Below are 26,839 nucleotides of genomic sequence, written 5' to 3'. Positions count from 1 at the left end.
GCGGCGGGTTTTATGCAGAGCGTTGACAGCACAGGCAATTCCGGTATCATGCTCACCGCTGTCGCAATGGCGGCGAATGGAAAAACCGGTGGGCTGGCAGAGTGGCTGAATGCAGCGGTCTTGAAAACCGCCGAAGGTTAGTAGCCTTCCCGGGGTTCGAATCCCTGGCCCACCGCCATTTTTTCCTTTTATCTCCTTTCTTCTGAACTACCTCCTCTCCCAAAGCGCCAACTGTTCATGAATCGCTGTGGTTATCCCTACTTGGTTTGGGGCCAATTAACCCTCATCATCAGGGTATAGATTCTTCGAGGGCTTGTTATGACCGACTTTCAACATCTTGAGTCACCTGACTCCAGTTCAGCCGAACGTCGCGATAGGAAGTTTTCTGTGTCCGCCAATCGGGGCAAGGCGAGTCATAAGGTGCGTTATGTGGAAGCCGGCGGTGCAGCGGTGGATACAGACGAGTGCACGTTCTGTCAGTCTGTACCGGATCTTTCTGTAGATACTGAGGAGAAGGGGGAAGACCGGAGCAGGTGATGCCGCCCCGGTACTGGGCCTGGGTCAGATCAGAGATCCCTGCCCGGATAAATCATCTCTTTCTGCTCATCGGCTCTTTGTTGACGGGCAGACAGAGCCTCAGGTTCGTTCTTCGGCAACTGCCAGCCTTCCAGGTTCTCTTCGATCAGTTTCACCAGGGCTTCGATATGCCCCGGCGTGGCGTTCAGCGCGGTAATATAGCTGAATCCTTCGCCACCGGCTTCCATGAAGTACTCGCGGTTCTCTTCGTCAATTTCCTCAATGGTTTCCAGGCAATCTGATGAGAAGCCGGGGCAAAAAACATCGATGGATTTCACGCCTTTGCCTGGCAGCGATTTCAGGGTCTCATCCGTGTAAGGCTTGAGCCACTCTTCCTTGCCAAATCTTGACTGGAAAGTGGTCATGTAGTCTTCCTTGCTCAGACCGAGCCGTTCCGCCAGCAGTCGTGAGGTTTTGTGGCACTCACAGTGATATGGATCGCCTTTGGTCAGGTACTTCAGTGGCACCCCGTGGTAGGAGAGCACCAGCTTCTGGTTGCGCCCGTGATTCGCCCAATGCGCCTCGATATGGCGCGCCATGGCCTCAATGTAAGGCGGGTAATCCGGGTAGTGGGAAATAAACCGGAAATCCGGCAGCCAGCGTCGCTTGGTGAAATCTTTGGCGATGGCATCGAAGGTGGATGCGGATGTGGAGGCGGAGTATTGCGGATACAACGGCAAAACCAGCAGTTTCCGCACACCCTGTTCCTGCATCTCATCCAGAACCCGGGCGATCGAGGGGTTGCCATAACGCATGGCAAACCCGACGACCACATTGGGGCCATACTTGCGCTTGAGCGCCTCACGGATGCCCTCAGCCTGCTTTGCGGTGTGCAGCAGCAGGGGAGAGCCTTCCGGCTGCCACACGCTGGAATAAGCCTCTGCACTGCGCTTGGGCCGAATGCGCAGGATAACCCCGTGCAGGATCAGCCACCACAGAGGCCTTGGCAACTCCACGACACGCGGGTCCGAGAGAAATTCAGCCAGGTAGCGCCGGAGTGCCGAGGTGGTCGGGGCGTCCGGGGTCCCCAGGTTGGTGACCAGCACCCCCAATCGGTCAGGCTGGTTGTGGCTGAAATTCTCTGAACCTTTGTATTGCATGCGGTGGATCCTGAACGTTGATTAGGCGGTTGGACTGTCAGCCTTTTTCGGCGGCCTGCTGCGCCATCCTTGGTGCAAGGCCGGAAATGTCGTAACCGGCGTTGCGCGCCTTGGTAAAGATTTCATTGGCTGACGTGTTTCGGGCCGCACTCAGTGCCCACAGAACGGTACAGCGGGTTCCGGAGCGGCAGAATGCCAGTACGGGTTTTTCGGCGTCCCGGATCATAGGTGCGAAGCGGTTTACGTCGTCATCAGTGATGTTGCCCGACTCCACTGGCATGTAGACCCATTCAAGGCCCTGTTCCCGGGCAGCTGCTTCAATCTCCGCCATTACCGGCTGGCCCGGCTCTTCCTGATCGGGGCGGTTTGCCACCAGGGTCTTGAAGCCCAGCTTTGCGGCTTCTGCCACGTCTTCGACTGAAATCTGGGGCGCTACCGAAATGTTGTCATCAATCTTTCTGATATCCATGGATGTCTTCTCCGAATCGGGTAATGGAGCTGCCGCCATGATCGCACAGCCTCCGGGCTGTGTCAGAGTGACGGCAGGGAATTTAACAGAAACTGATCAGGCTTTCGCTCGGCTGCGCTCAATCACCTCGAAGATGCCCATGCCCGCGACCATGGCCGCCACAAACACCGCCGCCTTGATTTCACCGGCACCGAGCGCTACCAGCCCTGGTCCCGGGCAGAAACCAGCAATGCCCCAGCCAACACCAAAGGTCAGACCGCCCAGGATCAGCCGTTTATCGATGTGGGTGTTGGCTGGCATTTTCATGTGATAACCGAGGAAAGAAAGGGTGCGCTTGCCAGCTACGGCAAACGCGACGACGCCCACCATGATAGCGCCACCCATCACAAAGGCCAGTGACGGATCCCAGAGACCAGCGATATCGAGAAAGCCAAGCACTTTCTCGGGATTTGCCATACCGGAGACGATGAGGCCAAGACCAAACACCAGGCCGGCAAACAGGGAAGCAAGGGAAAATTTCATGGCATCAGGCTCCCAGGAGATGACGAATGACGTAGACAGTGACAAACCCGGCACCCATGAAGCTCAGGGTGGCTGCCAGAGAGCGAAGCGAAAGCCGCGAGAGGCCGCAAACCCCGTGCCCACTGGTACAGCCGGAGCCGTATCGAGTGCCGACACCCACTAAAAGCCCTGCAATAATCAGCGCTGGGTAGCCGGCCTTGATTTCAATGGGGGGAAGTTCAGTAGCCAGTATCCAGACTGCCGGAGCGCCAATCAGCCCGACGAGAAACGCCAGCCGCCAGGCTATATCGCCCTTTGCTGGTGAAAGAAGGCCGCCAAGAATTCCGCTGATGCCTGCAATCCGCCCATTCAGAAGCAGAAAACTGGCTGCAGCAATGCCCACCAGAATGCCACCCACCATTGCGGACCAGGGGGTGAAGTTACTCCACGCGATTTCAATCATCTGATACTCCGAACGTTAGACGTGGTTGATTTGGAATAAGCATATATCTTGGGGCAATAATACCAAAAAAAAGCCCGGCAAAGGATGCCGGGCAGAGGCGTGCGAGTAGTATCCATGAAAGACTTCCAGACAAACCGGCATCAGCAGGGACGCCGGTATTGGGAAGTATTGACTATATTTTGAACACTTCAAGCGAGAGCGACTTTCGTTTGAAAACATTTTTTCATATCGGATACGTCTTTATACTGCGGCCTTTCATTGTGCGGCTTACAGCCCGACTGAAATCCGGCCAAAGCTGTAATACAATAGGCTTCCGAGAGAAATATCCGTACCCCCGAGGTTGTTACATGTCTGACGAGAACGACAATAAGCCGGAGAATGATCCGCAACTGGCGGCAAAAATCAAGGGTTCCGCCCGCCAGATCTGGCTGGCCGGGTTGGGCGCCTACACCAAGGCCGAAGAGGACACTGGCCGTTTCTTCGATCGTCTCGTTCAGGAAGGTGAGCAGTTGGAGAACAAAACCCGGGGCGTGGTAGAAAAGCAGATCAAGTCCGTGGAGGACCGGGTTGAAGGCGTTCGCGAACGTGCGACTGGCACCTGGGACCGGCTTGAGCACATGTTTGATGAACGGGTATCCGGGGCACTGAGACGTCTGGGGATCCACCGTCGGGAAGAGATCGAGTCCCTGGAGCGGAGGATTGAGGCCCTTGAATCAGAACTCGCCCGCCTGCGCAATCGTGCCGGCGACGATGAAAAGGAATAGTAACACCACTCAGAGATAGTCCCGGCTCATCAGCCGGGCTTCCTCCCGATGGTCGGGCTCCAGGTAGGGAATAACCAGGTGCATCATCTGGTAGACCCCGCGGCCCGGATCGACTGATTCCCTGTCATCCAGGTGTGACAGAGTATCAAAAGCGCTCCAGTAACAGGCAGTTAGAGTTAGCTGTTCACACAAAGATTCAAGTTCTTCCGCTTCAATCGCCATGATTCCCTGGCGCCGGAAACTTTCGCAAATGGTTTTGAAAGCGAGCATTTTCTTCTTCTGGATGCGTTTGAACCGGACCTGTAGTTGGTCGTAGCGGGACAAAACGTTCACCAGATCCTGGTAGAGAAACCGGTAGCGGGCGACGGTCTCGAACAGCAGATGCAGGAAAAATCCCTGTTGGTCGAGGCTGATGTCGGCATCTTCCGGGACTGCCAGCAGATCCACCATGTCGTGCTCATACTGGTCGAACAGCTCCTCGACAATATCGCCCTTGCTCTTGAAGTGGTAGTAAAGGTTGCCCGGGCTGATGTCCATCTCATCAGAGATCAGCAGTGTTGTGACATTGGGCTCGCCGACGCTGTTAAAGAGCGCCAGGCTGGTTTGGAGGATACGGTCGCGGGTTTTGATTTTTTTCATGTCGCGCCGGGCCAGCCCTTAGAGTTCGAAGCTCGCCCAGACCGGACAATGGTCGGACGGCCTTTCCATGGCGCGAATGTCATAGGAAACGCCGGCTTGCCGGGCTTTCGGTAGCAGGCTGTCACTGGCCATAATCAGGTCGATCCTGAGGCCACGCCTGGGGTCACGTTCAAATCCCTTGCTGCGGTAATCGAACCAGCTGAAGGTATCCGCCTCATCCGGGTGCAGGTGCCGGAACACATCGGTATAACCCCGCGACTCAACCTGGCCAAGCCATTCCCGTTCTTCCGGAAGGAAAGAGCATTTTCCGGTCCGCAACCAGCGTTTGGCGTTGTCTGCGCCAATGCCAATGTCCTTGTCGGTCGGGGAGATGTTCATATCACCCATAACCACCACATGGCTGCCGGCTTGCTTGAGCTCGTCGAGATAGCGCATCAGGTCGGCGTAGAACTTTTCCTTGGCAGGGAACTTCACCGGGTGGTCACGGCTCTCGCCCTGGGGAAAATAGCCGTTAATCACCGTCAGTTTTTCACCATTGACGGTGAAATGGCCGGTAATCAGCCTGCGCTGGGAGTCCTCGCCGTCCCAGGGGTAGCCTTTGACAACCTCTTCCGGCTCCGCCTTTGACAGCAGGGCAACGCCGTAGTGGGTTTTCTGGCCGTGGAAATGCACGTGGTAGCCAAGCTCCCGGATTGCTTCTACCGGAAAGTCGTCGTCCTGAACCTTTGTTTCCTGGAGACCGATAAAATCAGGAGCAAGGGCGTCAATGACGGCTTCAAGCTGGTGAAGGCGGGTACGGATACTGTTGACGTTGAAAGACACGAACATCATTGCAAAAAAACTCTCCGGCGTTGGTTCCCGCCGGAGTTTAACACACTGGCACCCGGGTTCTGCCTTGGCAGCGGCGACAGTTTCAGGGGGTCAGTTCACAATCCGGGCTGGTTTCCACGGAATAGCGGATGTGGGCGGTGTAATTCTCGTCCTGATTTTTCCGGATATTGGTCAGGCCAAGATAATCGGAAAGGGCGCCGGAGTCGCTATAACCCAACACAATCGGATCCACCAGGAACCTCAGCACCATGCCGGTCGGGCGTATCTGGACCACATGGTCGGCATCCACCCGGTCGTTATCGGCCCGTTCCAGCACGAAGCCATAGTGCTCGCCCCGGGTAGGCCCCAGAAACCGGAATTCCACGGGCTCGCCGGCAACCACACTCTGCCAGTTCTGGCGGACAAAGTTGTCGAATCCCGCATCCACAACGGTATTTGGCGGGTACGCTACCTCGAACCTCTCCGAGTCGCCGCGGGGCGTCTGCCAATTAATTAGCAGGGTCTCCGGTTCGGGGTAGGTTATCTCCATTTTTTCATCGAACGTCGGTTGAGAGAAGTCTACGGTCGGGCGCAGTACCGAGGCGTCATATTCCAGCGCCTTACTGGCGAACGACTCCTCTGCATCCGGTTTGTGATAGGCCACATCGTGCTGTTGAGGCCGGAAGATTCCATCCTCACAGGTGCCGCTAACGGCATGGCGCTCCTCGTAGATGACGCTACCGCTGTCAGTAGTCGCGGTACCGGTGAAGCGGAAATCCTGAGCTACCGCTGGCAAAGAAGCAGCCATCAGGGCAAGGGTAACCATCACGGTTTCGTTTCTCATCGCACCAGCTCCGGATAAAGCGTTTTACGGGCGAACAAGAGCAGTGGGAAAACAACCAGCCAGCCAAATGCGAGTGCGATCAGCGAGGGAATCAATTCCGGCAGTTGCACTGCACCGAGCTGGCTTGCCGACCAGTAAGCGAATGGGCCGGCGAAGGGCGCAAGCACGAACGGCAGCCACGCCTTCTTGCTGATCCAGTCCAGAGAATGGCTCAGGGTGGTCATGAAAATGGCCCAGATGGCCACCAGCCACGGCGGGGTCAGCATCACCTGGCCGGTGCCGTCGTCCAGAATACCGGTCTGGAACCAGATGCCGTCCAGAACGGAACCAACCACGGTGCCCAGGCCAATGAACTGCAATTCGGTCACCCGGTTCTGGCTGACCAGCACGAAATGCAGGATCAGAAACACCACGACGACCCCGGCACCGATCAGCCCCGGATAGAACACACAGGCAAACCACCCCGCCTGGAAAAGCAGGAAGTTCAGTACGTTACGAGCCGTTTCTGACGCAATCATATGCTCAAGATATTCTCGCGTTTGTTGCCGGGCTTGGCGAACACCAGCTGAGCCACGCCAATGGCGCGTTCGCTGAAGCCCGCCTCACAGTAGGCAAAGTAAAAGTGCCACAGCCGTCGGAATGCCTCGTCGTAACCCATTGACTCCAGTTTATCGCGCTGGGCCATAAAGCGGTCACACCAGTCACGAAGTGTACGGGCATAGTGGAAACCGGTGTCTTCGGCATGGGTCAGCACCAGCTTGCTTTCCTTGCGAACCGATTCGAGGATCGCCCCGAATGAAGGAATAAAGCTGCCGGGGAATATGAAGCGCTGGATGAAATCCACGTTTTTCAGGGCCCTCTGGTAGCGCTGTTCCGGCATGTTGATGGCCTGTACAAGCGCAAGACCATCCGGCTTGAGCAGGGCGTTAATCTGGGAGAAGTAGCTGTCCAGGAACTGCGGGCCAACGGCCTCGATCATCTCGATGGAGACCAGCTTGTCGAACTGGCCCTCAAGATCACGGTAATCGTCGAACAGGAGGGTGATACGGTCTTCCAGACCTTCCTTCTGAACTCGCTCTTGCGCCAACTCCAGCTGCTCTCTGGAAATGGTCGTCGTGGTCACGTGGCAGCCGTAATGCCTGGCAGCGTGGATCGCGAAACCGCCCCAGCCGGTGCCGATTTCAATCACCTTGTCACCCGGTTGGAGATCCAGTTTCTGGCAGATGGTGTCCAGCTTGTGGACAGCGGCTTCTTCGAGAGTGGATTCGGCACTCGGGTAGATAGCCGAGGAATACATCATGGTCGGGTCGAGGAAGGTCTCGAACAGGTCGTTGCCCAGGTCGTAATGGGCACTGATGTTCTTCCGGGAGCCTTCCTTGGTGTTGCGATTCAGCCAGTGCAAACCTTTCAGAGCCGGCTTGGTAACCCAGCTGAACCGGTCTTCAAACTCGTTCATGCGGTCGACGTTGCGGGTAAAGAACCGGAGCAGGGCAACCAGATCTGGCGTCGACCAGTCACCGGCCACATATGCCTCTGCTGCGCCAACGCTTCCGCCGGTCAGCAGGTCCCGCCAGGTACTGTGATCATGGACAATCAGTTCGGCAGGCTGGTATTGGCTGTTGCCGTCTCCGAATACCAGGTCTTCAAACCCGGATTCCTTGACCGTCAGCTGGCCTTCGCCCAGTAATCGGAGCTGCTGAATCACCAGCGTCCTCGCAAACCGGCTGAGGGCCGGCAGGCTGCCGGAGCCGGATGAGGTGTTTTCAACCGAAGTATTCAGGTTCTCCATGAGCTTACCCTTCCACGAATCTTGTCATTGGTCTCGGCGCTGGTGACATCCAGCCCGGAATCATCGTGCCCACGGCGGTAGGCACTGTCGTCTTCGGGCAGTTTGTCCGGGTGGCTGTAAAACGGTGCCCCCTTCAGCTTGAGACGGAGCGCATGCCAGTAAATGCCTGCCACAACCTTGAACGCCTCTAGCGGAAACTTTCGAAGACTTCTGTGCACATCTTTACGATTGAGAGGGGTGCGTTGGACTACCAGGGTGGCATCAAAATGCTTGCGACCTTCCTCCAGAACATTCATGTGGATTCTCAGCTCCGGGCCCCGGAAACTGAATGTCCACTCGTAATGCTGGTTCATGCCATTGAACGGCGACACGTGAAAGCGCTTGCTGAAGCCAAATTGCTCGGTGCGCCAACCGGCCTGGTTGGGTTCCGCTCCTTTGGTCTCCAGACAATAGGCATGGCGATCGTGCCAGGGTGTGTTGGTAATCTGGGCAACGATCACTTTGGGAACCACACCATCGGCGGGACATTCCCCGGACCGATAGCAGAAATAGAAACTGACAGGATTGAACACATAGCCGAAGTAGCGGGGGTGGGTAATCAGCTCCACTTCCCCGTCCGGGCGCCAGCCGGTGGCTTCTTCCACGTGATCGCGAACAGCCACCGACAGGTCGTCGGTTTCCGGGCGAAAGTAATCCTTGCGCTTCAGGGAGATCCAGTTGAATCCTTCCAGGGAGAAAAGCGGACTGATCCCGGCAACCTTGCCCCACTCATCGGTGTCCAGGGCCAGCATGCCGGTGCTGTAGCTGAATTCGTGTTGCACCGGGTACTTCCGTCTGTGCCGGACAGTACCCTCCAGCCACTGGCTGTTCATGGTCAAAGCTCCACCCCGAAGGCCTCGGTTACCCGCAGCGCACTGCGGGCACCGTCTTCGTGGAACCCGTTGAACCAGTAGGCGCCACAGTAATGGGTGCGATTCTGGTTGCCGATTTCTTCGTAGCGTTCCTGGGCGGCCACCGCATCCAGGGTGAACACCGGGTGAGCGTACTCAAAGCGCTTGATCACCTTGTCGGGATCGATATCGCGGCTGCGATTGAGGGTCACGCAGAAGGTTTCCGGAGCATCGTGGAAGTTCTGCAGAATGTTCATGTTGTAGGTAACGGAGACAGGTTCCGTGCTGTGGGTCGGGATAAAGTAGTTCCAGGCGGCCCAGGCGCGGCGATTGTCCGGCAACACCCTGCTGTCGGTATGAAGCACCACATCGTTGTTCTGGTACGCCATGGCGCCCAGGATATCGCGCTCCTTGTCAGTTGGCTCTGCAAGCATGGCAAGCGCCTGGTCACTGTGGCACGCGAAGATCACCTGGTCGAAGTGATGATCCTCGCCCTTTGCCGAAATGGTGACGCCGCTCTCATCCCTGACCACCCTGTCTACAGGGCTGTTCAGGTGCGTGGCATCCCCCAGGCGTTCCATCATCTTTTTCACGTACTGGGCGGAACCGCCTGAAATCACCCGCCACGTGGGGCGATCATCCACGGACAGCATGCCGTGGTTGTTAAAGAACTGCAGGAAGAACCGGATGGGAAACTGCTCCAGAATGATCTCCGGCGCTGACCAGATGGCCGCACCCATGGGCACGATGTAGTAATTCCGAAAGTAACGGGAATAGCCGTTCCGGTTCAGATATTCGCCAAGGGTTTCCTCATTGTTGATGTTTCCAGCTTCAAGGTCTGCCCGTGTTTCCTTGTTGAAGCGCAGAATCTCCCGCACCATTTTCAGGAACGGCAGGTTGAACAGGTTCCGGCGCTGGGCGAACAGGGTGTTCAGGCTGGTGCCGTTGTATTGCAGGCCGGTGCTGCTGCAATCCACGCTGAAGCTCATGTCGCTGACTTCCGATGGCACGCCAAGCCGCTCCATTAATTTGATGAAGTTGGGGTACGTCCAGTCGTTGAACACAATAAACCCCGTGTTCACCGGCCAGGTTCGACCACCGGCCTCAACCTGTTCTGTGTTGGTGTGGCCGCCGGCATAGTCGCCGGCCTCAAAAATCTGAACCTCGTGTTTCTCGGCCAAAAGCCAGGCAGCCGTGAGGCCGGAAACGCCGGCCCCAATGACAGCAATTCGCTGACGTTCACTACTCATCCATTATTTTCCTGTTCGGTGTTGCTTTTTCGGGCCATGGAGGCCGACATACGGTCGATCAGAGGCCGGGGAAGGGCGCCCAGCGCTTTCAACATCCAGGTGAAACGCTTGGGAAAGGCTATTTCGTTCTTACCACGCGCCAGGCCACTTACAATCCGTTCCGCCGCATCTTCTGCCGAGACCAGAAAAGGCATGGGAAAATCGTTGCGGTCGGTCAGCGGAGTCTTCACAAAGCCGGGTGACACCACGACGACGTCGATACCTTCAGCGGCGAGGTCCGCCCTGAGGGCATGGGCGAAATAGGTCAGGGCGGCCTTGGAGGCGCCGTAACCTTCTGCCCGGCCGAAGGGAAACCACCAGGCCGAGGAGCTAACGATCACCAGGGTAGCCGGCTGTCCCTTTGCCCGGCTCCGGCGAAGGGCGGGCAGGGCGATGTCCAGGCACCTTGCCGTGCCGATTACATTGGTGTGTATGTTCTTTTCGATTACATCACTGCTGTAATGGGCAATCTCGAGATACTCACAGGTGCCGGCATTGAGTATCACCATGTTCAGGTCGCCGTGATTCTCCAGTGTCCCGGCTATGGCTTGCAGATCTTCCTTGCTGGTGGTGTCTGCTGCAGCCGGAATGATCCGCTCGGGCGCAACAGAGGCAAGCTCCTCGAGGACTCCCTGGCGTCGACCGGTAATCACAAGGCGGTGACCGCCGCGAGCAAGAGCACGGGTAACGGATTCGCCAATGCCTGAGCTGGCTCCGGTAATCCAGATGTTCGAGGTTTCCTGAAGTCGATCACTCATCCTGCCTGATCCTTGATCCAGCGAATGACCCTGCCAACGACAGGCAGGTTTTCGTAAAGCATTTCCCCTGCGTCAAAGTAGTCCCGGTGGTAGCACACCATGCCATCCCGGATTTCCAGGTGGCTCATGCCCTGAACCTGAACCTCCCGGCCCTTGCGAATGCGCTTGTGTCGCAAATACATAACCCAGGGCAGCGCAGCAAACTCTCCCTGCACCACAGCGTCACCAAACTCGAAGCGACAGGAAATAACGTTGGCGTAGGCCTCAGCGAAGTAATGTGTGAGGTCATCCAGCCCTTGAACCGCATTCAGCGGGTCCTGAAAACGAATTTCCTCGCTGTAAACCCGGGAAAGTTTGTTGAGATTGCCCTTATCGAGTTCATTGAACAGCGCCCGAAAATTGTCGAGCGTTGCCGGCACCGCCGAGTTACGCGTACCTACTTCGATTTTTGAGGCGGTTGTCATTGTCTGCTCCTCCTCATTCTATCCAGCTCGCGTGTTTCTTCCTGAATGTGTTTCGGGATAGGGTTCAGCTCCCAGATGATGCCCAGCTTGGACATCAGCCAGAGGCCATACCAGGTGATGTCAATTTCATACCAGCGGAACCCCTGGCGCACAGACTGGGGCCAGCGGTGATGATTGTTGTGCCAACCCTCGCCCAGGGTGAGCAGGGCCAGCCAGAAGTTGTTGCGGCTATCGTCCGATGTCTCGAACCGGCGCTTGCCCCAGACGTGGGAGAGTGAATTAATGGAGACCGTGGCATGGAACAGCACCACCGTTGATATGAAGAAACCCCAAACCAGGAGCTGCAAACCGTTCGTTCCCAGGCCCGGCGCCCAGGCCGCCAGAGCCTCACCAAGAGCGTAGATGCTTACCGCGGCCAGGGCCGGCACGAGCGCATCAAACCTGTTAATCAGTTTCAGCTCAGGAAATTTGAGCCAATCGCGAACCCGGCGTTCGTCGGTGGCGAAGCCGGCGTCACAGGTAAACCAGCCCATGTGGGACCACCAGAAGCCGCCTTGATGGGGCGAGTGGAGGTCCTGAACATCATCGGAATGCTGATGATGATGCCGGTGGTGAGCGGCCCACCACAATGGTCCGCGCTGGGCAGCACTGGCGCCGAGAACGGCGAACACAAACTGGGCAGGGCGGCTGGTCTTGAACGTCTTGTGGGCAAAGTAACGATGATAGAATCCGGTGATTGCAAACATGCGCACGAGGAAAAATGCGATCGCAAAGCCGATGGCGAAGGCGCTAACGCCGGTATAGAAAGCCAGTAAACACGCCAGGTGAAGCGCTATGAACGGTATAACACGTAAAAAATTGAACGATCTGGACGTGGTGTCGATGTGATCCGAACCCGCCTCGGAGTCGAACCACCTCAGAATGTTTGTAAGCCAATGCTGCATTCGGGTCATACCCTGATTGCCCTTTCTCTTTTATGGAACCTTGATCGCACGCTCAGCCCTGTGGCCAAAGCAGTTTCATGGGGAGTTGTACGATCTCACTACCGGAATTGGATGCACGATAAACCATGTTTAATCAAACCTTTCATTCGCCTCTTATACGCCGTATCGCTGTTGTTGGTTCAGGCCTCGCCGGGCTAACGGCGGCTATTCAACTACAGGGCCTCGGCCATCGCGTCACCGTCTTTGAGAAAAGCCGGGGGCCCGGTGGCAGGCTTGCAGCCAAAAGAGTAACCGGTGGTTCGGCGGATGTGGGTGCACAGTACTTCACCTCCCGAAACCCGGATTTTCTGCCGTTTCTCCGTGAATTTGCTGGCACTGATAGTTTCGGACCGTGGAAAGGCCGGTTTGGTTTCCAGACAGAGGCAGGTAATTGGGAGCCGTTCCCTCCGGAAACGCGTTTCGTGGGCACGCCACGTATGACCGCCATCACCCGGGCGCTGTCCGCTAATGCCTCGGTTGTCACTGAAACCCGGGTTGGCAAATTGGCCCGAAACGACCAGTCCTGGCGCCTCCTGGACACCTCCGGCACCCCCCTTGGCGACTTTGATCAGGTGATCATCACCGCGCCTTCAGCACAGGCTCGGGATCTGCTTGCCGACAGTGGCCTGGACGAATTGGCGTCGCAGCTTGATGATCCGGTGAGCCGGGTCCTGCCGTGCTGGGCCGTCGCCGCGCACTTCCCGACCTCGCCCTGGCCTCATCATGAAGGCATGCGTTGCCAGCACCCGGCACTGTTCTGGGTGGCCAACAACTCCAGCAAACCCGGTCGGGAGGACGATGGTCAGTGGTGGGTTCTGCATGCGAGCCCCGCCTGGACGGAAGACCATGTGGATGCGCCCGCGGATGAAGTTGCCGACAAACTCCTGGCTGCCTTCCAGGAGCTGACGGGCTTTGATGCCGGGCCAGACGACGTTGTCACTCATCGCTGGCTTTATGCCCGCTCCGAAGGCGGAGACCAGCCTGGCCACCTGTGGTTCCCGGATTACGGGCTCGGGCTTGCCGGCGACTGGCTCAGCGGTGGTCGGGTTGAAGGCGCTTTTGACAGCGCCTGCGGACTGGTTGCCGAGCTGAATGCAGGGACTGCTACTCAGTAAGCGATTCCTGGCTGCCGGTGGTGACATCCGGGCGGGTGTAGAAATGGGTGATGGTGCCGTCACTGAATTTACTGAAGAAGGCGCTCACATCGGTGATCTTCTTCAGTGAACGAGTGCGGTGAATGGGCTCGCGCACCAGTACCTTGATACCGTTGAAATTGTCCTGGATATTCGAGAAACGCGCCCGCATGGAGCAGGTCACGACCTGGGCCGGATTAAGAGAGAGCTCCCCGGCCAACCAGGCGCTGTGCCGCTCAATACCCCTGGCCGAGAGGTCTTCCCGAGTATCCAGGTGGTTCAGCTTTACCCGGTTCACAATACAAAAAGAGAAGCTTTTCGGGTGCTTGCGGGCCACTTTGCGGAAGGCTTCCCAGAAAAAGTTATCGGTGAGCTCCGCAAAATAGGTCATGTCACTCAGGCAGGTATCCACCCATTCGAAATTCTCCGGGTCATCCAGTACCTCATTGATCGCTTCCCGCAGGAGCCAGTCAAAGCCAAGCGCGGTCTTGTGGGCATACACTTTCCGGTACATCTGGTGGCGACTGTAAACGAAGTCTTCAAGTGCCCCCAGTCCTTTCTGGGTAATGGCAAGCCCCAGCCAGGGTTCAGACACATCCCAACCAAACCGCAGGTTACTCAGCAGGTGGTCCAGGTTGAAACCGCCAATTGTGACTGATGAGTGGAAGCCATCCCGCAACATATAGTCGGCTCGGTCGGCATCGATTTCGCCGGAGACAATGGACGACAGGAGGTCCATCACCAGGCCCGGAATATTTTCACTCAGGGGCGATCCCGCCGCGGCATCCTCACCGGCTATAAAAGCCCAGAAAGTCCGGGCATGACGGCAGAATGTCTCGCTGGGCCTGACCTCGGTGGTTTCCATGATGCCGATAACATCCCGGGCATAGAGACCAGCACTTTCCAGATCCACGGCCGTCAGTACGTCGTGAGCGACCCGTACGGAATAATGCTCGTGTTCCAGTTCATCGGGCTCTTCTGGGTGGTAGGTGGAATAATCCACACCCCGCCAGAGATCCCGGAAACGGCCCGGCCGCGACATCAATTCTCGAATACGCCGGGCCTGGGTGAACTGGTGGGAGAAACTGGAATGGCCACTGTCGTGCAGCAGGCAGCCGAGCCGGATGGTTTTGGCAAGGTAGTCGATGGCATCCAGCTGGCTCAGGCTCAGGTCTGTCTGCTCACTGAGCTGCCGCTCTCTCAGGTAGGCGTCTATCATTGACCGGAACATCCGCGTACCCACGTGCATCACACCGATGCTGTGAAGGAATCGGGAATGGGTCGCGCCGGGAAAGACCAGGCTCAGGATGTCGTTTTGACAGATGTTGCGTAGTCGCTGGAAGAGCGGATGATCGATCACCTGGATTTCGTGCCGGTAAAGTGGAATCCCTCCGTGAACCGGATCCATGATCAACTTGTCATAGGCTCCGAGAAGATCGTTAACGGCACGTCGCATCAGATGGAATCTCCCAATTTCATAAAACTGGCCTTGTTATATCACAGGGGCGTGCCAGAATAGGCTTAATCATGCCAATTTATCGTTTATCGCTGGTAGTTTAGGGCAGTCGCCATGACCTCGCGCACCGAGCGCATACTTATAATAGACGCCGATGAAAAGGCCCGTACGGATCTCGCCCGGTACCTTGAAGCGAGGGGGTTCTATGTCACGGGATACCCGGATCTCGCCGGCGCCAAGGCACTGTTTGACGATAACCTTCCCGACGTCATCTTTGCAGATCTGTCTCCGGAGGCCATCCGGGACCTTGCCAACCGCCTGGAAGAGGCTGAAACCTTCACCCCGATCGTCGCTTGTTCATCGAGTGAATCCAGTGCCGATGTGGTCAGTGCGCTCCGGGCAGGCGCCGCGGACTTCGTCCTTAAACCCTGCAACGACGACAAGGGCGCCCTGGATGACGTACTCGGTAAACTGTTTGACAGGGTGCGGGTCAACCGCCTGAACCAGCTGTACCGGCAGGAACTGGAAGAGGCCAACCGGGATCTTCGGGATGGCATTGCCGAGCTCAGGGCAGATCAGCGTGCCGGCCGGAAGGTCCAGTTACGAATGCTGCCTGAACACGAGCAGGTAATGAGTGGCCTGCACGTGGACCATATGATCAAGCCGTCGCTCTATCTGAGCGGTGACTTCCTGGACTACTTCCGCATTTCCGACGACAAGGTTCTGGTGTACATCGCTGATGTCTCCGGGCATGGGGCCAGCTCCGCGTTCGTGACGGTTCTGCTGAAGAACCTCACCAACCGCCTGCAGCGAAACCTCCGAAGGGGGTCCAGTGAGGACATCCTGTATCCGGATCGATTCCTCGAACGCATCAACTCGGAACTGCTGGATACCGGCCTCGGTAAACACGTAACCGTTTTCGTTGGCATCATTTCCCTGAGTGAGCGTAAATTGAATTACGCAGTGGGTGCACATTTCCCCATGCCCATCCTGTCCTTCGAGGGAGGAGAGACGGCTTTTCTCGAAGGCAGCGGGCTGCCGGTAGGGCTGTTCGAGACGCCGGAGTGGGAGGTGTACGAAGTACCCCTGAACAAACCCTTTCATCTGACCCTGTTTTCGGATGGAATTCTGGAGGTTATCCGGGAAAAAGGTTTGGATGAAAAGGAACGGACACTACTTGAACTCGTATCGGGAGGTCGTCACACTATCGCCTCTCTAAGCGAAGCTCTGAATCTCGATCAGATCTCAGAGCTACCGGACGATATCGCTATCGTATCGGTAACTGATACCATGAACGGATCAGATAACACCCCGTCGAATTAGTGGCAGTGTGAAACATGGCTGGTTACAAGATCCTGCAAGCTGAAAAACAGGGCATCTATGTCCTGAAGTTTATTGGGGAAATCCGGCTGAACCTGTGTTCGACGCTGGACAATCTGGTTGAGTCCATCACCCAGGATCCGCAGTTCAAAACCGTGGTGATCGACCTGACCGAAACCGAGATCATCGACAGCACCACGCTCGGCCTGCTTGCCAAGATAGCCATGGCGGCCCAGAAACAGAGCCATTTCCTGCCCACACTGATTTCGACCAACCCCGACATTACCCGCATTATCACTTCCATGGGGTTCGACAAGATTTTCATCATTGTTCGAGAACCCGCGTCCCGTATTGAAGAGCTTGAAGAAATACCTGTACTCAGGGCCAGCGAACAGCAGGTTCGGGACAAGGTTCTCGATGCCCATAAGGTGCTGATGGGCCTGAACAACCGAAACAGGGAAGAATTCAAGAATCTGGTGCGCGCTCTGGAATGTGAAGAGCCCGGCTAACGCCTCCTGCCCTTTGAGCACGGCGCCGCCGGTTTCACACCTGATCTGACAAAACGGAAGAACTATGTCTGAACAAACGACGCCTCAAGACACCGGGGCAACCGGACCGGTGCACGATGTAGCGGTTCTGGGCGGTGGCAGTTTTGGCACCGCCATGGCCAAGGTGCTGGGTGAAAACGGCCATCGCGTGCACTTCTGGATGCGCGGAGAGGCCCAGGCCGAGGAAATTCGCACCACCCGTGTCAACAGCCGCTATATGCCGGGCATCGAACTCTCCGGTGATATCCAGCCCACCACCGACCTCGCGGATGCTGTCAGCAAGGCAGAAATCGTATTCGTTGCCATCCCCAGCAAGGCTTTTCGGGCCGTCATCCGTGAAAACTGCGATAAATTCCGCGACGACCAGATTGTTATCAGCCTGACCAAGGGCATTGAAGAGCACGGCTTCAAGCTGATGACCGAGATTCTCCAGGAAGAGATTCCCCGCTGTCGTATTGGCGTGCTCAGTGGCCCCAATCTGGCGGGAGAAATCGTCAACCGGGACCTGACCGCCACCGTAATCGCCGCCAAAGATCCGGATGTTCGCCGTGCTGTTCAGGATCTCCTGGGCTGCGAGTACTTCCGGGTTTACGCCAATGTGGATGTGTATGGTGTCGAGCTCGCGGGGGCACTGAAGAATATCTATGCGATTGTCGCCGGCCTTGCCTCCGCCCTTGAGATGGGGGAGAACGCTAAGGCCATGCTCATTACTCGTGGCCTTGCAGAAATGAGCCGGTTTGCCGTCAGCCTCGGTGCCAACCCGATGACCTTTATGGGGCTGGCGGGTGTAGGCGACCTGATTGTCACCTGTACGTCGTCGAAGAGCCGAAACTATCGCGTGGGCTACGCAGTGGGGCAGGGCCAGAAGCTGGACGCCGCCGTCGCTGAGCTTGGGCAGGTTGCAGAAGGCATCTATACCCTGAAGCTAGTGAAGGAAAAAGCCGAGGCGATCGGTATCTATATGCCCCTGGTCCGTGGGCTTTACGAGATTCTGTACGATAATGCTTCAATAAAGGCGGTGATCAACAGCCTGATGATGTCGGTCCAGAATTCCGACGTAGAGTTTATATTGCCCCGTACCATCAGCCAGTAAAACGGCCCGGAAACGCCGGAGAAGGTCTGAAAGGAGAGAGCCCTTGCAACTGCTCATCATGCGTCACGGCGAAGCTGGCTGGCACACACTGGATCAGGAGCGTGAACTCACCGAATCCGGTCGGCTGGGCGTTGCCGAGGTTGCTGCCCGCATCGCCGGGTCGCCCTGGCGGCCAAAGCTGATCTGGAGCAGTCCCTACGTACGGGCCCGGCAAACCGCCGCTATTGTGTCCGAGATCCTCAATTGCCCCGTTGAGGAAAAGATGTTCCTCACTCCGGACGACGACCCCGGCGAGTGCCTCGATGCGCTGATCGAACAGCACGAATCGCCATTGATGGTTGTCTCCCACATGCCCCTGGTTGGTGGCCTTGCCACGCTTCTGGTAGACGCCCACCGCCGCGGCATTCCGTTTATGACCTCCCAGGCGGTGATGCTCGACATGCCGGTGGTTGGCCCTGGCTGCGCAGACTTGAAAGCGCAGTTTCTGCCCTGATACTCCAGTTATCCGATTTCCGAATCCTCAAATTCGAGCCTGACTATGTACAGCTTTCCGATTGACTACGTAGAGCCGGTATTCCGGCCCCCCAGCGAAGCCAAGTCCCTGATCCTGCCGGTTACCAACGGCTGCTCCTGGAACAAGTGCACCTTCTGCGAGATGTACACCCAGCCGCAAAAGAAATTCCGGGCCCGCAAGCCCGACGACGTGCTGCAGGACATTCAGAACGCCGCCCGAAGCCTGGGCGGCGTGCGCCGGGTATTCCTGGCGGACGGTGATGCCATGGTGCTGCCGACCCGTCGGCTGCTGGAGATTCTGGGCCAGCTGCGGGAAGCTTTTCCGGACCTTCAGCGGGTTTCCAGTTATTGCCTGCCTCGCAACCTTGCCAAAAAGACTGTGGAAGAACTGGCACAGCTGAAAGAAGCCGGGCTCCAGATTCTCTATGTTGGAATGGAATCCGGCGATGATGAAGTTCTGCGCCGCGTTAACAAGGGCGAAACCTGGGAGTCGACCCGTTCTGCGCTGTTGAAGATTCGTGAGGCCGGCCTGACCAGTTCTGTGATGGTGCTAAACGGACTGGGCGGTGAGAGCCTCTCGCCCCAGCATGCGATCAACACCGCCACGCTGTGCAATGAAACCCAGCCAGACTACCTATCTACCCTCGTGGTGAGCTTCCCTCAGGGTGAAGAGCGTTTTCGGGAAGGCTTCGGTGATGATTTCGTCCCGCTCTCGCAGCAGGGTCTTTTCAAAGAAATCCGTCTGTTACTGGAACATCTGGAGCTCGATAAAACCATCTTTCGCAGCGACCACGCCTCCAATTACTTGGTACTGAAAGGAACCCTTGGTCGCGACAAGCAGAAAATGCTGGATCAGGTTAACCTGGCCATCACGAATCCTGGCGCAGCGCCGCTTCGAGCGGAGTGGATGCGTGGGTTGTAAATCTCTGAACCGGGAGCCACCGTTATGAGCATGAATCCGGATAATCTCGCTAAAAAGGTGGAGGAAACCGTGAAAAACCCCGGCAACCCGCCAATCGATCAGTGGCATCCCGAACTGTCAGGCGACATGGATCTTCGCATCAGCCGTGATGGTCAATGGATCTTCAAGGGTGAGCCACTGGCACGGGAAGCCATTGTAAGACTGTTCTCCACCATTCTGCGCCGGGAGGAAGGTGGCGAGTACTACCTGGTGACGCCGGTAGAAAAGTGGCGAATACAGGTTGAGGACGCGCCGCTTCTGGCGCATTCGCTTCAGGTAACCGGGGAGGGCGACCGGCAGGTCATCTCACTGACCACCAACGTGGGCGAAACCCTCGAGATTGGCCAGCACCACCCCCTTGAAGTGGGAACCTATCCGGACTCCGACGAACCGCGCCCTGTCGTCAAGGTTCGCCACGGCGTCGAAGCTCGCCTGGTAACCGCCGCCTATTACGATCTGGCCGAGCATGTGGTCGAGCGAAATGAAGACGGCCATCCTGTTCTCGGCGTTTTTAGTCACGGAATTTTCTACAAAATCGGGCAGGGTGGTTGAAAACCCGTACTGCGGCCCCAGAATTACGGTAGAAAACGCATTAGCTCAGTTGTTAAACTGTGTTTTCATACTTGTTATGAGCCTGGCTCTCTAACGAGGCCCGGTGGTCGTTAGTCCCTCTGTGCAGTCTGGCTGTTCACGATCACTTTCGATTGCCTAAATCAATTAAACAGTCATTGCGACACGCAAGGAGATCACATGGCCCAACCTCGTGTTGTCACCATCCATTACACGCTCACCAACGATCAGGGAGAGCAGCTTGACTCCTCCCGTGTAGAAGGTCGTGAGCCTCTGTCTTATCTGGAAGGTGCACAGAACATTATCGGTGGACTGGAAAGTGCACTGAACGAAAAGAACGCAGGCGATCAGGTTAAGGTTTCTGTAGACCCTGCTGAAGGCTACGGCGAAGTTAACGAAGAGCTGATCCAGCCGGTTCCGCGTTCTGCATTTGAAGGCGTAGACACCATCGAGCCGGGCATGCAGTTCCAGGCGCAGACCCCGGGCGGCCCTCAGGTTGTTCGCGTGGTTGAAGTTGGCGACGAGACCGTCACCATCGACGCCAACCATCCGCTCGCCGGCCAGACTCTGCACTTCGACGTAGAAGTAGTAGAAGCTCGCGAAGCGACTGACGAAGAGCAAGAGCACGGCCACGCTCACTAAGCTTTTCTGAAGCGCAACGAAAAACGGCTCCCGCGGGAGCCGTTTTTTTATGTACGGAAGCCGAACTTACATGTTCGGATAGTTCGGGCCACCGCCCCCTTCCGGAGTCACCCAGTTAATGTTCTGGGCAGGATCCTTGATATCACAGGTCTTGCAGTGAACACAGTTCTGGGCGTTGATCTGGAAGCGCTTGCCGCTACCGTCATCCTTCTCGACAACTTCGTACACACCAGCCGGGCAATAACGCTGCGCAGGCTCGTCGTATTTCGGCAGGTTGTCGCGAATCGGCAACTCTGGGTCCGTCAGCTTCAGGTGTACCGGCTGATCTTCCTCATGGTTGGTGTTGGAGATAAACACCGAGGAAAGACGGTCGAAGGTCAGGGTGTTATCCGGCTTGGGATAGGTCACCTTCTTGCACTCGGCCGCCGGCTTCAGGGTGGCGTAGTCCGGAGTGGTATCGTGGAAGGTGATCGGCAGGCTGCCACGCAGGATGTTCTGCTCGAAGAAGGCGATAGCACCGCCAACCACGTTGCCGAACTTGTGCATGGCCGGCCCGAAGTTACGCTCGGCGTAAAGCTCCTTGAACAGCCAGCTGTCTTCAAACTTCTTCTGGAAGCTGCTGATCTCTTCACCACTCTTGCCGTCCTTGAGCGCTTCGAAGACAGCCTCGGCGCCCAGCATGCCGGACTTCATGGCAGTGTGGGAGCCCTTGATCTTGGAACCGTTCAGCGTGCCGGCGTCACAGCCCAGCAGCAGACCACCCGGGAAGCTCATCTTGGGCAGGGCGTTGTAACCACCTTTGGTGATTGCACGGGCGCCGTAGGAGACGCGCTTGCCGCCTTCCAGGTGTTTCTTGATCTCCGGGTGATGCTTCAGGCGCTGGAATTCCTCGAACGGACTCAGATGCGGGTTGCTGTAGGACAGATCGGTGATCAGGCCCACGTAGACCTGGCCATTCTCGAGATGATAAAGGAAGGAACCACCGGTGGAACCGGTCTCCTTCAGCGGCCAGCCAGTGGTATGAACAACCAGTCCCGGCTCGTGTTTGGCTGGATCAATGTCCCACAGCTCTTTGATACCGATGCCGTAGTGCTGGGGATCCTTGCCTTCGTCAAGGTTGAACTCGTTGATCAGGCGCTTGCCCAGGTGACCACGGCAGCCCTCGGTGAACAGGGTGTATTTGGCGCGCAGTTCCATGCCCGGCATGTAACCGTCTTTTTCGGAACCATCACGGGCCACGCCCATGTCGCCGGTAATAATGCCTTTTACCTGACCGTCCTCAACGATGGTCTCGGAGGCGGCAAAGCCGGGATACACCTCAACGCCCAGCTGCTCGGCCTGTTCGGCGAGCCAGCGGCACAGGTTGCCCAGGCTGATAATGTAGTTGCCATGGTTGTGCATGTTCTTGGGCACAAACGCATTGGGGATCTTGGTGGCGCTTTCCTGGTTCTTCAGCAGGAAAATATCGTCACGGGTAACCGGCGTGTTCAGCGGGGCGCCTTTCTCTTTCCAGTCCGGGAAGAGTTCGTTGAGGGCAGTGGGCTCGAATACGGTACCGGCCAGAATGTGAGCGCCGATCTCAGAACCTTTCTCTACCACGCATACGGTGAGTTCCTCGCCAGCTTCCTGCGCCAGCTGCATGACACGGCACGCTGCCGACAGGCCCGCCGGGCCGCCGCCGACGATCAGAACATCAAATTCCATCGATTCGCGTTCCACGTTGGTCTCCTCAAACATCTTTAATGGAAATTATATGCCCGCAGGCCAATTATTCTGGGCCGCCATCATACCGGTAAAAGTCGCTATAGACGACTGCCCCAAGCCGTTTGACCCGACTTGCATAACCAAAAGGATACCGTATTTGAAGAATCAAACAAACGTTTGTTTGAAATTCGCTCTGTCCTTTGGCATTGTAAGAGCACACTGAAACATCGTGTGTTTTGAGTCGAAATCTAGTATCGTCTCATTGCCGTTCCCGGTCAATACCGGGGAATTGGCTGAAAGTTCAGTCCTGGCGCGTCGTTTGAGGCTATTGATTCTGCTGAGTGTTGCCTCCATCATTAGTGCGCATTGAATTTCGGCAGGCTCTGCGCGAGGACTGCAAGTCATAAACCCATCGTAGAAGAACGAGGAATCTATGAAGGTTCTGGTCGCTGTAAAACGAGTAATCGACTACAACGTAAAGGTGCGCGTCAAGCCGGACAACACCGGTGTTGACCTCGCCAACGTCAAGATGGCAATGAACCCGTTCTGCGAAATCGCGGTAGAAGAAGCCGTTCGCCTGAAAGAGAAGGGTGTTGCCAGTGAAATCGTGGTGGTATCCATTGGTCCGAAGGCCTCCCAGGAGCAGATCCGTACTGCGCTGGCGCTGGGTGCTGACCGTGGTATCCACGTCGAAACCGACGAGGAGGTTCAGTCTCTCGAAGCGGCCAAGCTGCTCAAGGCTGTTGTTGAGAAAGAAGAGCCAAAGCTGGTTATTCTTGGCAAGCAGTCCATCGATTCCGATAACAACCAGACCGGCCAGATGCTGGCCGCGCTGACCGGCATGGGTCAGGGCACTTTCGCTTCCGAAGTGGTTGTTGAGGGCGACAAGGTCAACGTAACCCGTGAGATAGACGGTGGTCTGATGACCGTTGCCCTGAACCTGCCTGCGGTTGTCACCACCGACCTGCGCCTGAACGAGCCGCGCTACGCTTCTCTGCCGAACATCATGAAGGCCAAGAAGAAGCCGCTGGACAACATGAGCCCGGCCGATCTGGGTGTCGACATCGCTCCGCGCCTTTCCACCCTGAAGGTTGAAGCGCCTGCTTCCCGTCAGGCGGGTGTGAAAGTGGCCGACGTTGCCGAGCTGGTCGATAAACTGAAGAACGAAGCGAAGGTGATCTAAATGAGCATCCTTGTAATTGCTGAACATGACAACAGCAGCCTGAAACAGGCTACCCTGAATGTTGTAGCGGCTGCCAAGGCCATCGGCGGAGACATCGACGTACTGGTTGCCGGTGAGAACTGCGGTGCCGTTGCTGAAGCAGCTGCCAAGGCCGAAGGCGTTAACAAGGTACTGGTTGCCGATAACGCTGCTTATGGTCACTTCCTGGGCGAGAACCTGGGTGAGCTGGTTGCCGAAGTAGGCAAGGGCTACAGCCACATCCTGGCCGCCGCTGGCACCGTGGGCAAAGACTTTATGCCACGTGTTGCTGCACTGCTGGACGTTGCCCAGGTTTCCGACATCATGCGTGTGGAGTCCGAAGACACCTTCGTTCGCCCGATCTACGCTGGTAACGCCATTGCCACTGTCAAATCCAGTGACAGCATCAAGGTAGTTACTGTTCGTCCGACCGCATTTGATCCGGTCGCTGGTGAAGGTGGCTCCGCTGCCGTTGAACAGCTCGACGTTGTAAAAGACGCTGGCCTGTCCCAGTTCGTAAGCGAAGAGCTGGCCAAGTCTGACCGTCCTGATCTGGCAAGCGCTGGTATCGTTGTTTCCGGCGGTCGCGGCATGCAGAACGGCGACAACTTCAAGATGCTTGAGCAGGTTGCCGATCTGATGGGTGCCGCTGTTGGCGCATCCCGTGCTGCGGTTGACGCCGGTTTCGTACCGAACGACATGCAGGTTGGCCAGACCGGTAAGATTGTTGCTCCGCAGCTGTACATCGCCGTGGGCATTTCCGGTGCCATCCAGCACCTGGCCGGTATGTCTGACTCCAAGGTGATCGTTGCGATCAACAAGGACGAAGAAGCCCCGATCTTCCAGGTTGCCGATTACGGCCTGGTCGCGGATCTGTTCGAAGCAGTTCCGCAGCTTGAAGAGGAGCTGAAGAAAGTTCTATAACTTTCTGTCCGGCTTGAGAAAAGGCACCTACGGGTGCCTTTTTGTTTTGGGTGGAACCAAAATTCCTGCCATGATACCCGACCCCGACTTTGGAACCGGATACACAAACCATGACCACGATGCCGTTTGACGCCTTAGCTTGCCCACTGGACGGCTGCCCGCTTACGCCCAGCGAAAAGACCTGGCGCTGTGAGAATGGACACAGCTTTGATGTTGCCCGGCAAGGTTACGTGCATCTGTTGCCCGTTCAGAAGAAGCGTACCCTGGACCCGGGTGACAGCAAGGAAATGGTCGCCGCCAGACAACGGTTCCTGGGTGCCGGCTTCTACACAAAGATCGCCGAGGCGGTTAGCGATCTTGCAATCCAGTCGTTCCCGAATGGGGGAGTTGGTTCGGTGCTCGACGCCGGTTCCGGAGAAGGCTATTACCTCCGGCACCTTGCAAACGTGGCCGGCAACACAGAGCTTGCCATGATTGGCGTCGATATCTCGAAGTGGGCAGTCCTGGCTGCGGCAAAACAGGACAAACAAACCCGATGGGTGGTGGGCAGCAATGCCAACCTGCCGGTACTGCCGGAATCGCTGGATCTGGTGCTTTGCCTGTTCGGGTTTCCGGTTTACAGCGAATTCGCACGGGTACTCAAGCCCGGCGGGCAGGTGATCCAGGTGGATGCCGGTGCGGACCATCTGCGGGAACTGCGCGAGATCATTTATCCGGAGCTGAAGTCGCCGGCAGACGCTGAGAGCTCAGCCCCCGAAGGTTTCCGGCAGCTGGATTCAACCGTGGTACGTTTCCCGCTGAACCTTCCAGACCAGGGCAGCATTGCCGATCTGCTAGCCATGACACCGCACCTTTATCGGGCTACCCAGGAAGGGCTTGAGAAGGCGGGGACACTCGAATCGCTGGAGGTAACCGTCGAGGTGGTTCTGAAGCGTCTGGAAAAGGTCTGACCGCCGAAGTCTATTAACCGCCGTCAGAACCCTCAGCTTTTCCGCGCTTGCGGGAAGCGAGCCGTTTTTCAGCCTTCCCGATGATCAGGGTGTCAGCAAGAATATGCAGTGCCTTGTTGGTGGTGCGCACGGTTCGGTAGATCTGCTGACTGGTCTGATCATGGGTGGCCCTTGCTTTACGGGCCGTCTGCCGGAACTCTTCGTCCTTCGAGAACAGATCGATCAGCCCGAAGGTGGTGTTGGAGATCGCTTTGTGGAGTTTCTCCACCGCGCTGGCACCGCCTGAGACGGAGTCCTCCAGTAATCGGGCACGGTTTCGAACCTCAAGAAGGTCCATTCTGCTTTTCTGGATGGCGCTGTGCGCCGCCACCCGATGGGAGTTCAGAATCCGGGCCTCACGGCGGCACAGCAGCAACTGCCAGTAGGCAAAGCAGAGCCCGCTGAACGCCAGAAGCAACAACAGAATTACGATGCCAGTCGTGATCATGACAGTGCGCTTCCATCATTCATCTTGAATACCCCAGTTATCGATACTCGATCTGCATTTCCACGTCTATTTCACGCTCCGTCATCTCTTCTTCAAGCTCTTTCATCACTTCCTGATACACCATCTTGCGAACCATGACGGGCAGTTTGTCGGCAAGCACCCGGGCAGAGCGTGATTCCCGCTTCGCCAGGGCAATCGGATTCAGCACCCGAAGCGTAATAACCAGCTCCGGTTCCTGCTCGGAATCTGCGATGTCGTCGTTCTCCATCATTCGCGCGATCACTTTACGCTGTTCAAGAACCTGCCAGCCGACAAAACCGCTGAACAGGACAAGCAGCATGCTCAGTACCATCAAAAAGGTGATCAATTCGAACCTCCGGAAGTCGTTTCGTGCACTGCCCTGCAGTGTGCCCTATGAAGTGTGACAAACGATTGGCCGTGACGACGGATTCGGGGGCGCGGCCAGGAAAGTAGAACGAGCGCTCAAAACTGTTAATATCGGTTGCAGTTGTTGAATGAGCTACGCAGAATCAACGAGTTAAGGCCAACTATTCATACCAACAGAGGATTGTTCATGGTTTGGTTCAAGGCGTTTGCAAGTGGTTTTCTCGCGACCCTGGTGTTTCATCAGGGCCTGTTCGCACTCTTCTGGTTGGGCGGTATTGTGCCCGCAGCGCCGTTTAACCTGTCTCCGGTACCACCTCTCGGCGTTCCGCAGGTTGTATCCCTGGCGTTCTTTGGTGGCCTGTGGGGCATGTTGCTCTGGCTGATTCTCGGCCGCCTGGCGGGGGTGAAGTTCTGGCTGGGGCATGTCATTGTAGGGGCAGTAGGTCCCACTGCAGTCGCCATGCTGGTGGTATTTCCCCTGAAAGGGCTCGATGTGTCTGCCCAGACCTGGGTAGGCGGACTTCTTCTTAACGGGTTCTGGGGCCTGGGCGTGGCCGTATTCATGCGCCTGATGGGTGCGAAAGCGCCTGTCGGAGCTCGCTAAATTCCGA

32 protein-coding genes and 1 tRNA gene are annotated in these 26,839 nt (G+C 56.8%); 15 read left to right on the top strand and 18 right to left on the bottom strand.

The features are described from left to right. The first annotated feature begins 87 nt into the window (after positions 1-87). Together A8B84_RS17630 and A8B84_RS21380 are read left to right on the top strand one after the other, a co-directional pair. Positions 88-178 (top strand) — tRNA-Ser (locus tag A8B84_RS17630). 209 nt (positions 179-387) lie between these two features. Continuing rightward, the gene (locus A8B84_RS21380; RefSeq protein ID WP_227512888.1) at positions 388-537 is read left to right on the top strand and encodes a hypothetical protein; all 150 of its coding nucleotides are present in this window, start codon (positions 388-390) and stop codon (positions 535-537) included. A 29-nt stretch (positions 538-566) separates the two neighbouring features. Here A8B84_RS21380 and hemH read toward each other — a convergent pair whose 3' ends face one another. From hemH to A8B84_RS17610, 4 genes are all read right to left on the bottom strand, one after another. Next, the gene (gene hemH / locus A8B84_RS17625; protein WP_064230456.1) at positions 567-1,676 is read right to left on the bottom strand and encodes a ferrochelatase; all 1,110 of its coding nucleotides are present in this window, start codon (positions 1,674-1,676) and stop codon (positions 567-569) included. Positions 1,677-1,713: 37 nt separating this feature from the next. Further along, positions 1,714-2,145 carry a TIGR01244 family sulfur transferase gene (locus A8B84_RS17620; protein ID WP_064230515.1) on the bottom strand — a complete coding sequence of 144 codons (432 nt, stop codon included), beginning with the start codon at positions 2,143-2,145 and terminating at the stop codon, positions 1,714-1,716. Positions 2,146-2,241: 96 nt separating this feature from the next. Further along, complete coding sequence (locus tag A8B84_RS17615; RefSeq protein WP_064230455.1) at positions 2,242-2,667, bottom strand: DUF6691 family protein; 426 nt, start codon at positions 2,665-2,667, stop codon at positions 2,242-2,244. Positions 2,668-2,671: 4 nt separating this feature from the next. Continuing rightward, entirely contained in the window at positions 2,672-3,109 is a 438-nt protein-coding gene (locus A8B84_RS17610; protein WP_064230454.1) for a YeeE/YedE family protein, read from the bottom strand. Positions 3,110-3,456: 347 nt separating this feature from the next. Here A8B84_RS17610 and A8B84_RS17605 point away from each other — a divergent pair, with 347 nt between their 5' ends. Beyond that, entirely contained in the window at positions 3,457-3,873 is a 417-nt protein-coding gene (locus A8B84_RS17605; protein ID WP_064230453.1) for a phasin family protein, read from the top strand. A gap of 9 nt (positions 3,874-3,882) precedes the next feature. Here A8B84_RS17605 and A8B84_RS17600 read toward each other — a convergent pair whose 3' ends face one another. The 10 genes from A8B84_RS17600 to A8B84_RS17555 form a co-directional block, all read right to left on the bottom strand. Then, positions 3,883-4,512 carry a TetR/AcrR family transcriptional regulator gene (locus tag A8B84_RS17600; protein WP_064230452.1) on the bottom strand — a complete coding sequence of 210 codons (630 nt, stop codon included), beginning with the start codon at positions 4,510-4,512 and terminating at the stop codon, positions 3,883-3,885. Positions 4,513-4,530: 18 nt separating this feature from the next. Beyond that, positions 4,531-5,343: an exodeoxyribonuclease III gene (gene xthA, locus A8B84_RS17595; protein WP_064230451.1), complete on the bottom strand. Its 813-nt coding sequence runs from the start codon at positions 5,341-5,343 to the stop codon at positions 4,531-4,533. Positions 5,344-5,425: 82 nt separating this feature from the next. Beyond that, the gene (locus tag A8B84_RS17590) at positions 5,426-6,166 is read right to left on the bottom strand and encodes a hypothetical protein (protein ID WP_064230450.1); all 741 of its coding nucleotides are present in this window, start codon (positions 6,164-6,166) and stop codon (positions 5,426-5,428) included. Next, the gene (locus tag A8B84_RS17585; RefSeq protein ID WP_064230449.1) at positions 6,163-6,684 is read right to left on the bottom strand and encodes a DUF2878 domain-containing protein; all 522 of its coding nucleotides are present in this window, start codon (positions 6,682-6,684) and stop codon (positions 6,163-6,165) included. Before A8B84_RS17585 ends, A8B84_RS17590 begins: the two co-directional genes overlap by 4 nt. Continuing rightward, positions 6,681-7,955, bottom strand: a complete 1,275-nt coding sequence (locus tag A8B84_RS17580) for an SAM-dependent methyltransferase (RefSeq protein WP_064230448.1) — start codon at positions 7,953-7,955, stop codon at positions 6,681-6,683. Before A8B84_RS17580 ends, A8B84_RS17585 begins: the two co-directional genes overlap by 4 nt. Continuing rightward, positions 7,943-8,827: a DUF1365 domain-containing protein gene (locus A8B84_RS17575; RefSeq protein WP_064230447.1), complete on the bottom strand. Its 885-nt coding sequence runs from the start codon at positions 8,825-8,827 to the stop codon at positions 7,943-7,945. The genes A8B84_RS17580 and A8B84_RS17575 overlap by 13 nt, the downstream gene beginning before the upstream one ends. Positions 8,828-8,829: 2 nt before the next feature. Beyond that, positions 8,830-10,095, bottom strand: a complete 1,266-nt coding sequence (locus tag A8B84_RS17570; protein ID WP_064230446.1) for an NAD(P)/FAD-dependent oxidoreductase — start codon at positions 10,093-10,095, stop codon at positions 8,830-8,832. Then, positions 10,092-10,892 carry an SDR family NAD(P)-dependent oxidoreductase gene (locus tag A8B84_RS17565; RefSeq protein WP_064230445.1) on the bottom strand — a complete coding sequence of 267 codons (801 nt, stop codon included), beginning with the start codon at positions 10,890-10,892 and terminating at the stop codon, positions 10,092-10,094. The genes A8B84_RS17570 and A8B84_RS17565 overlap by 4 nt, the downstream gene beginning before the upstream one ends. Then, positions 10,889-11,356, bottom strand: coding sequence for a nuclear transport factor 2 family protein (locus tag A8B84_RS17560; protein WP_064230444.1), 468 nt, complete (start codon positions 11,354-11,356; stop codon positions 10,889-10,891). The genes A8B84_RS17565 and A8B84_RS17560 overlap by 4 nt, the downstream gene beginning before the upstream one ends. After that, positions 11,353-12,309, bottom strand: a complete 957-nt coding sequence (locus tag A8B84_RS17555) for an acyl-CoA desaturase (RefSeq protein WP_064230443.1) — start codon at positions 12,307-12,309, stop codon at positions 11,353-11,355. The genes A8B84_RS17560 and A8B84_RS17555 overlap by 4 nt, the downstream gene beginning before the upstream one ends. Positions 12,310-12,425: 116 nt before the next feature. On the opposite strand from A8B84_RS17555, the gene A8B84_RS17550 reads away from it, so the two are divergent. Beyond that, positions 12,426-13,454, top strand: coding sequence for an NAD(P)/FAD-dependent oxidoreductase (locus tag A8B84_RS17550; RefSeq protein ID WP_064230442.1), 1,029 nt, complete (start codon positions 12,426-12,428; stop codon positions 13,452-13,454). Here A8B84_RS17550 and A8B84_RS17545 read toward each other — a convergent pair. Continuing rightward, on the bottom strand, positions 13,444-14,928 hold the full coding sequence (locus tag A8B84_RS17545) for an HD domain-containing protein (protein WP_064230441.1): 1,485 nt from the start codon (positions 14,926-14,928) through the stop codon (positions 13,444-13,446). The genes A8B84_RS17550 and A8B84_RS17545 overlap by 11 nt on opposite strands. Positions 14,929-15,042: 114 nt before the next feature. Here A8B84_RS17545 and A8B84_RS17540 point away from each other — a divergent pair, with 114 nt between their 5' ends. From A8B84_RS17540 to A8B84_RS17510, 7 genes are all read left to right on the top strand, one after another. Beyond that, entirely contained in the window at positions 15,043-16,251 is a 1,209-nt protein-coding gene (locus tag A8B84_RS17540) for a PP2C family protein-serine/threonine phosphatase (RefSeq protein ID WP_064230440.1), read from the top strand. A 14-nt stretch (positions 16,252-16,265) separates the two neighbouring features. After that, positions 16,266-16,757, top strand: a complete 492-nt coding sequence (locus A8B84_RS17535; RefSeq protein WP_064230439.1) for an STAS domain-containing protein — start codon at positions 16,266-16,268, stop codon at positions 16,755-16,757. A gap of 64 nt (positions 16,758-16,821) precedes the next feature. Then, positions 16,822-17,889 carry an NAD(P)H-dependent glycerol-3-phosphate dehydrogenase gene (locus A8B84_RS17530; RefSeq protein ID WP_064230438.1) on the top strand — a complete coding sequence of 356 codons (1,068 nt, stop codon included), beginning with the start codon at positions 16,822-16,824 and terminating at the stop codon, positions 17,887-17,889. A 43-nt stretch (positions 17,890-17,932) separates the two neighbouring features. Further along, positions 17,933-18,382, top strand: a complete 450-nt coding sequence (locus A8B84_RS17525) for a SixA phosphatase family protein (RefSeq protein WP_064230437.1) — start codon at positions 17,933-17,935, stop codon at positions 18,380-18,382. A 45-nt stretch (positions 18,383-18,427) separates the two neighbouring features. Next, on the top strand, positions 18,428-19,324 hold the full coding sequence (locus tag A8B84_RS17520) for a radical SAM protein (protein WP_064230436.1): 897 nt from the start codon (positions 18,428-18,430) through the stop codon (positions 19,322-19,324). A gap of 24 nt (positions 19,325-19,348) precedes the next feature. Then, positions 19,349-19,915 carry a DUF1285 domain-containing protein gene (locus A8B84_RS17515; protein ID WP_064230435.1) on the top strand — a complete coding sequence of 189 codons (567 nt, stop codon included), beginning with the start codon at positions 19,349-19,351 and terminating at the stop codon, positions 19,913-19,915. 198 nt (positions 19,916-20,113) lie between these two features. After that, positions 20,114-20,575: an FKBP-type peptidyl-prolyl cis-trans isomerase gene (locus A8B84_RS17510; protein WP_064230434.1), complete on the top strand. Its 462-nt coding sequence runs from the start codon at positions 20,114-20,116 to the stop codon at positions 20,573-20,575. Between the two features lie 66 nt (positions 20,576-20,641). On the opposite strand, the gene A8B84_RS17505 is transcribed toward A8B84_RS17510, so the two are convergent. Beyond that, a complete protein-coding gene (locus A8B84_RS17505) occupies positions 20,642-22,294 on the bottom strand; it encodes an electron transfer flavoprotein-ubiquinone oxidoreductase (protein ID WP_064230514.1) in 1,653 nt (550 codons plus the stop codon). Between the two features lie 418 nt (positions 22,295-22,712). On the opposite strand from A8B84_RS17505, the gene A8B84_RS17500 reads away from it, so the two are divergent. The 3 genes from A8B84_RS17500 to A8B84_RS17490 all read left to right on the top strand — a co-directional run bounded on the left by A8B84_RS17500 (position 22,713) and on the right by A8B84_RS17490 (position 25,354). Next, positions 22,713-23,462 (top strand): electron transfer flavoprotein subunit beta/FixA family protein, encoded by a 750-nt coding sequence (locus A8B84_RS17500; RefSeq protein WP_064230433.1) that lies wholly within the window; start codon positions 22,713-22,715, stop codon positions 23,460-23,462. Continuing rightward, positions 23,463-24,404, top strand: a complete 942-nt coding sequence (locus A8B84_RS17495) for an electron transfer flavoprotein subunit alpha/FixB family protein (protein ID WP_064230432.1) — start codon at positions 23,463-23,465, stop codon at positions 24,402-24,404. Positions 24,405-24,514: 110 nt separating this feature from the next. After that, positions 24,515-25,354, top strand: a complete 840-nt coding sequence (locus A8B84_RS17490) for a putative RNA methyltransferase (protein WP_064230431.1) — start codon at positions 24,515-24,517, stop codon at positions 25,352-25,354. 13 nt (positions 25,355-25,367) lie between these two features. On the opposite strand, the gene A8B84_RS17485 is transcribed toward A8B84_RS17490, so the two are convergent. Both A8B84_RS17485 and A8B84_RS17480 read right to left on the bottom strand, forming a co-directional pair. Beyond that, on the bottom strand, positions 25,368-25,841 hold the full coding sequence (locus A8B84_RS17485) for a hypothetical protein (RefSeq protein ID WP_201257911.1): 474 nt from the start codon (positions 25,839-25,841) through the stop codon (positions 25,368-25,370). A 37-nt stretch (positions 25,842-25,878) separates the two neighbouring features. After that, positions 25,879-26,208 (bottom strand): hypothetical protein, encoded by a 330-nt coding sequence (locus A8B84_RS17480; protein ID WP_138103222.1) that lies wholly within the window; start codon positions 26,206-26,208, stop codon positions 25,879-25,881. Positions 26,209-26,415: 207 nt separating this feature from the next. Between A8B84_RS17480 and A8B84_RS17475 the strand changes: the two genes are divergently transcribed. After that, positions 26,416-26,832: a hypothetical protein gene (locus A8B84_RS17475; RefSeq protein WP_064230430.1), complete on the top strand. Its 417-nt coding sequence runs from the start codon at positions 26,416-26,418 to the stop codon at positions 26,830-26,832. Positions 26,833-26,839 lie beyond the last annotated feature (7 nt).

Source organism: Marinobacter sp. EhC06 (assembly GCF_001650915.1).
In the GTDB taxonomy this organism is placed as follows: Bacteria; Pseudomonadota; Gammaproteobacteria; order Pseudomonadales; family Oleiphilaceae; genus Marinobacter.
This window is presented reverse-complemented; position numbering and strand designations above follow the sequence as displayed.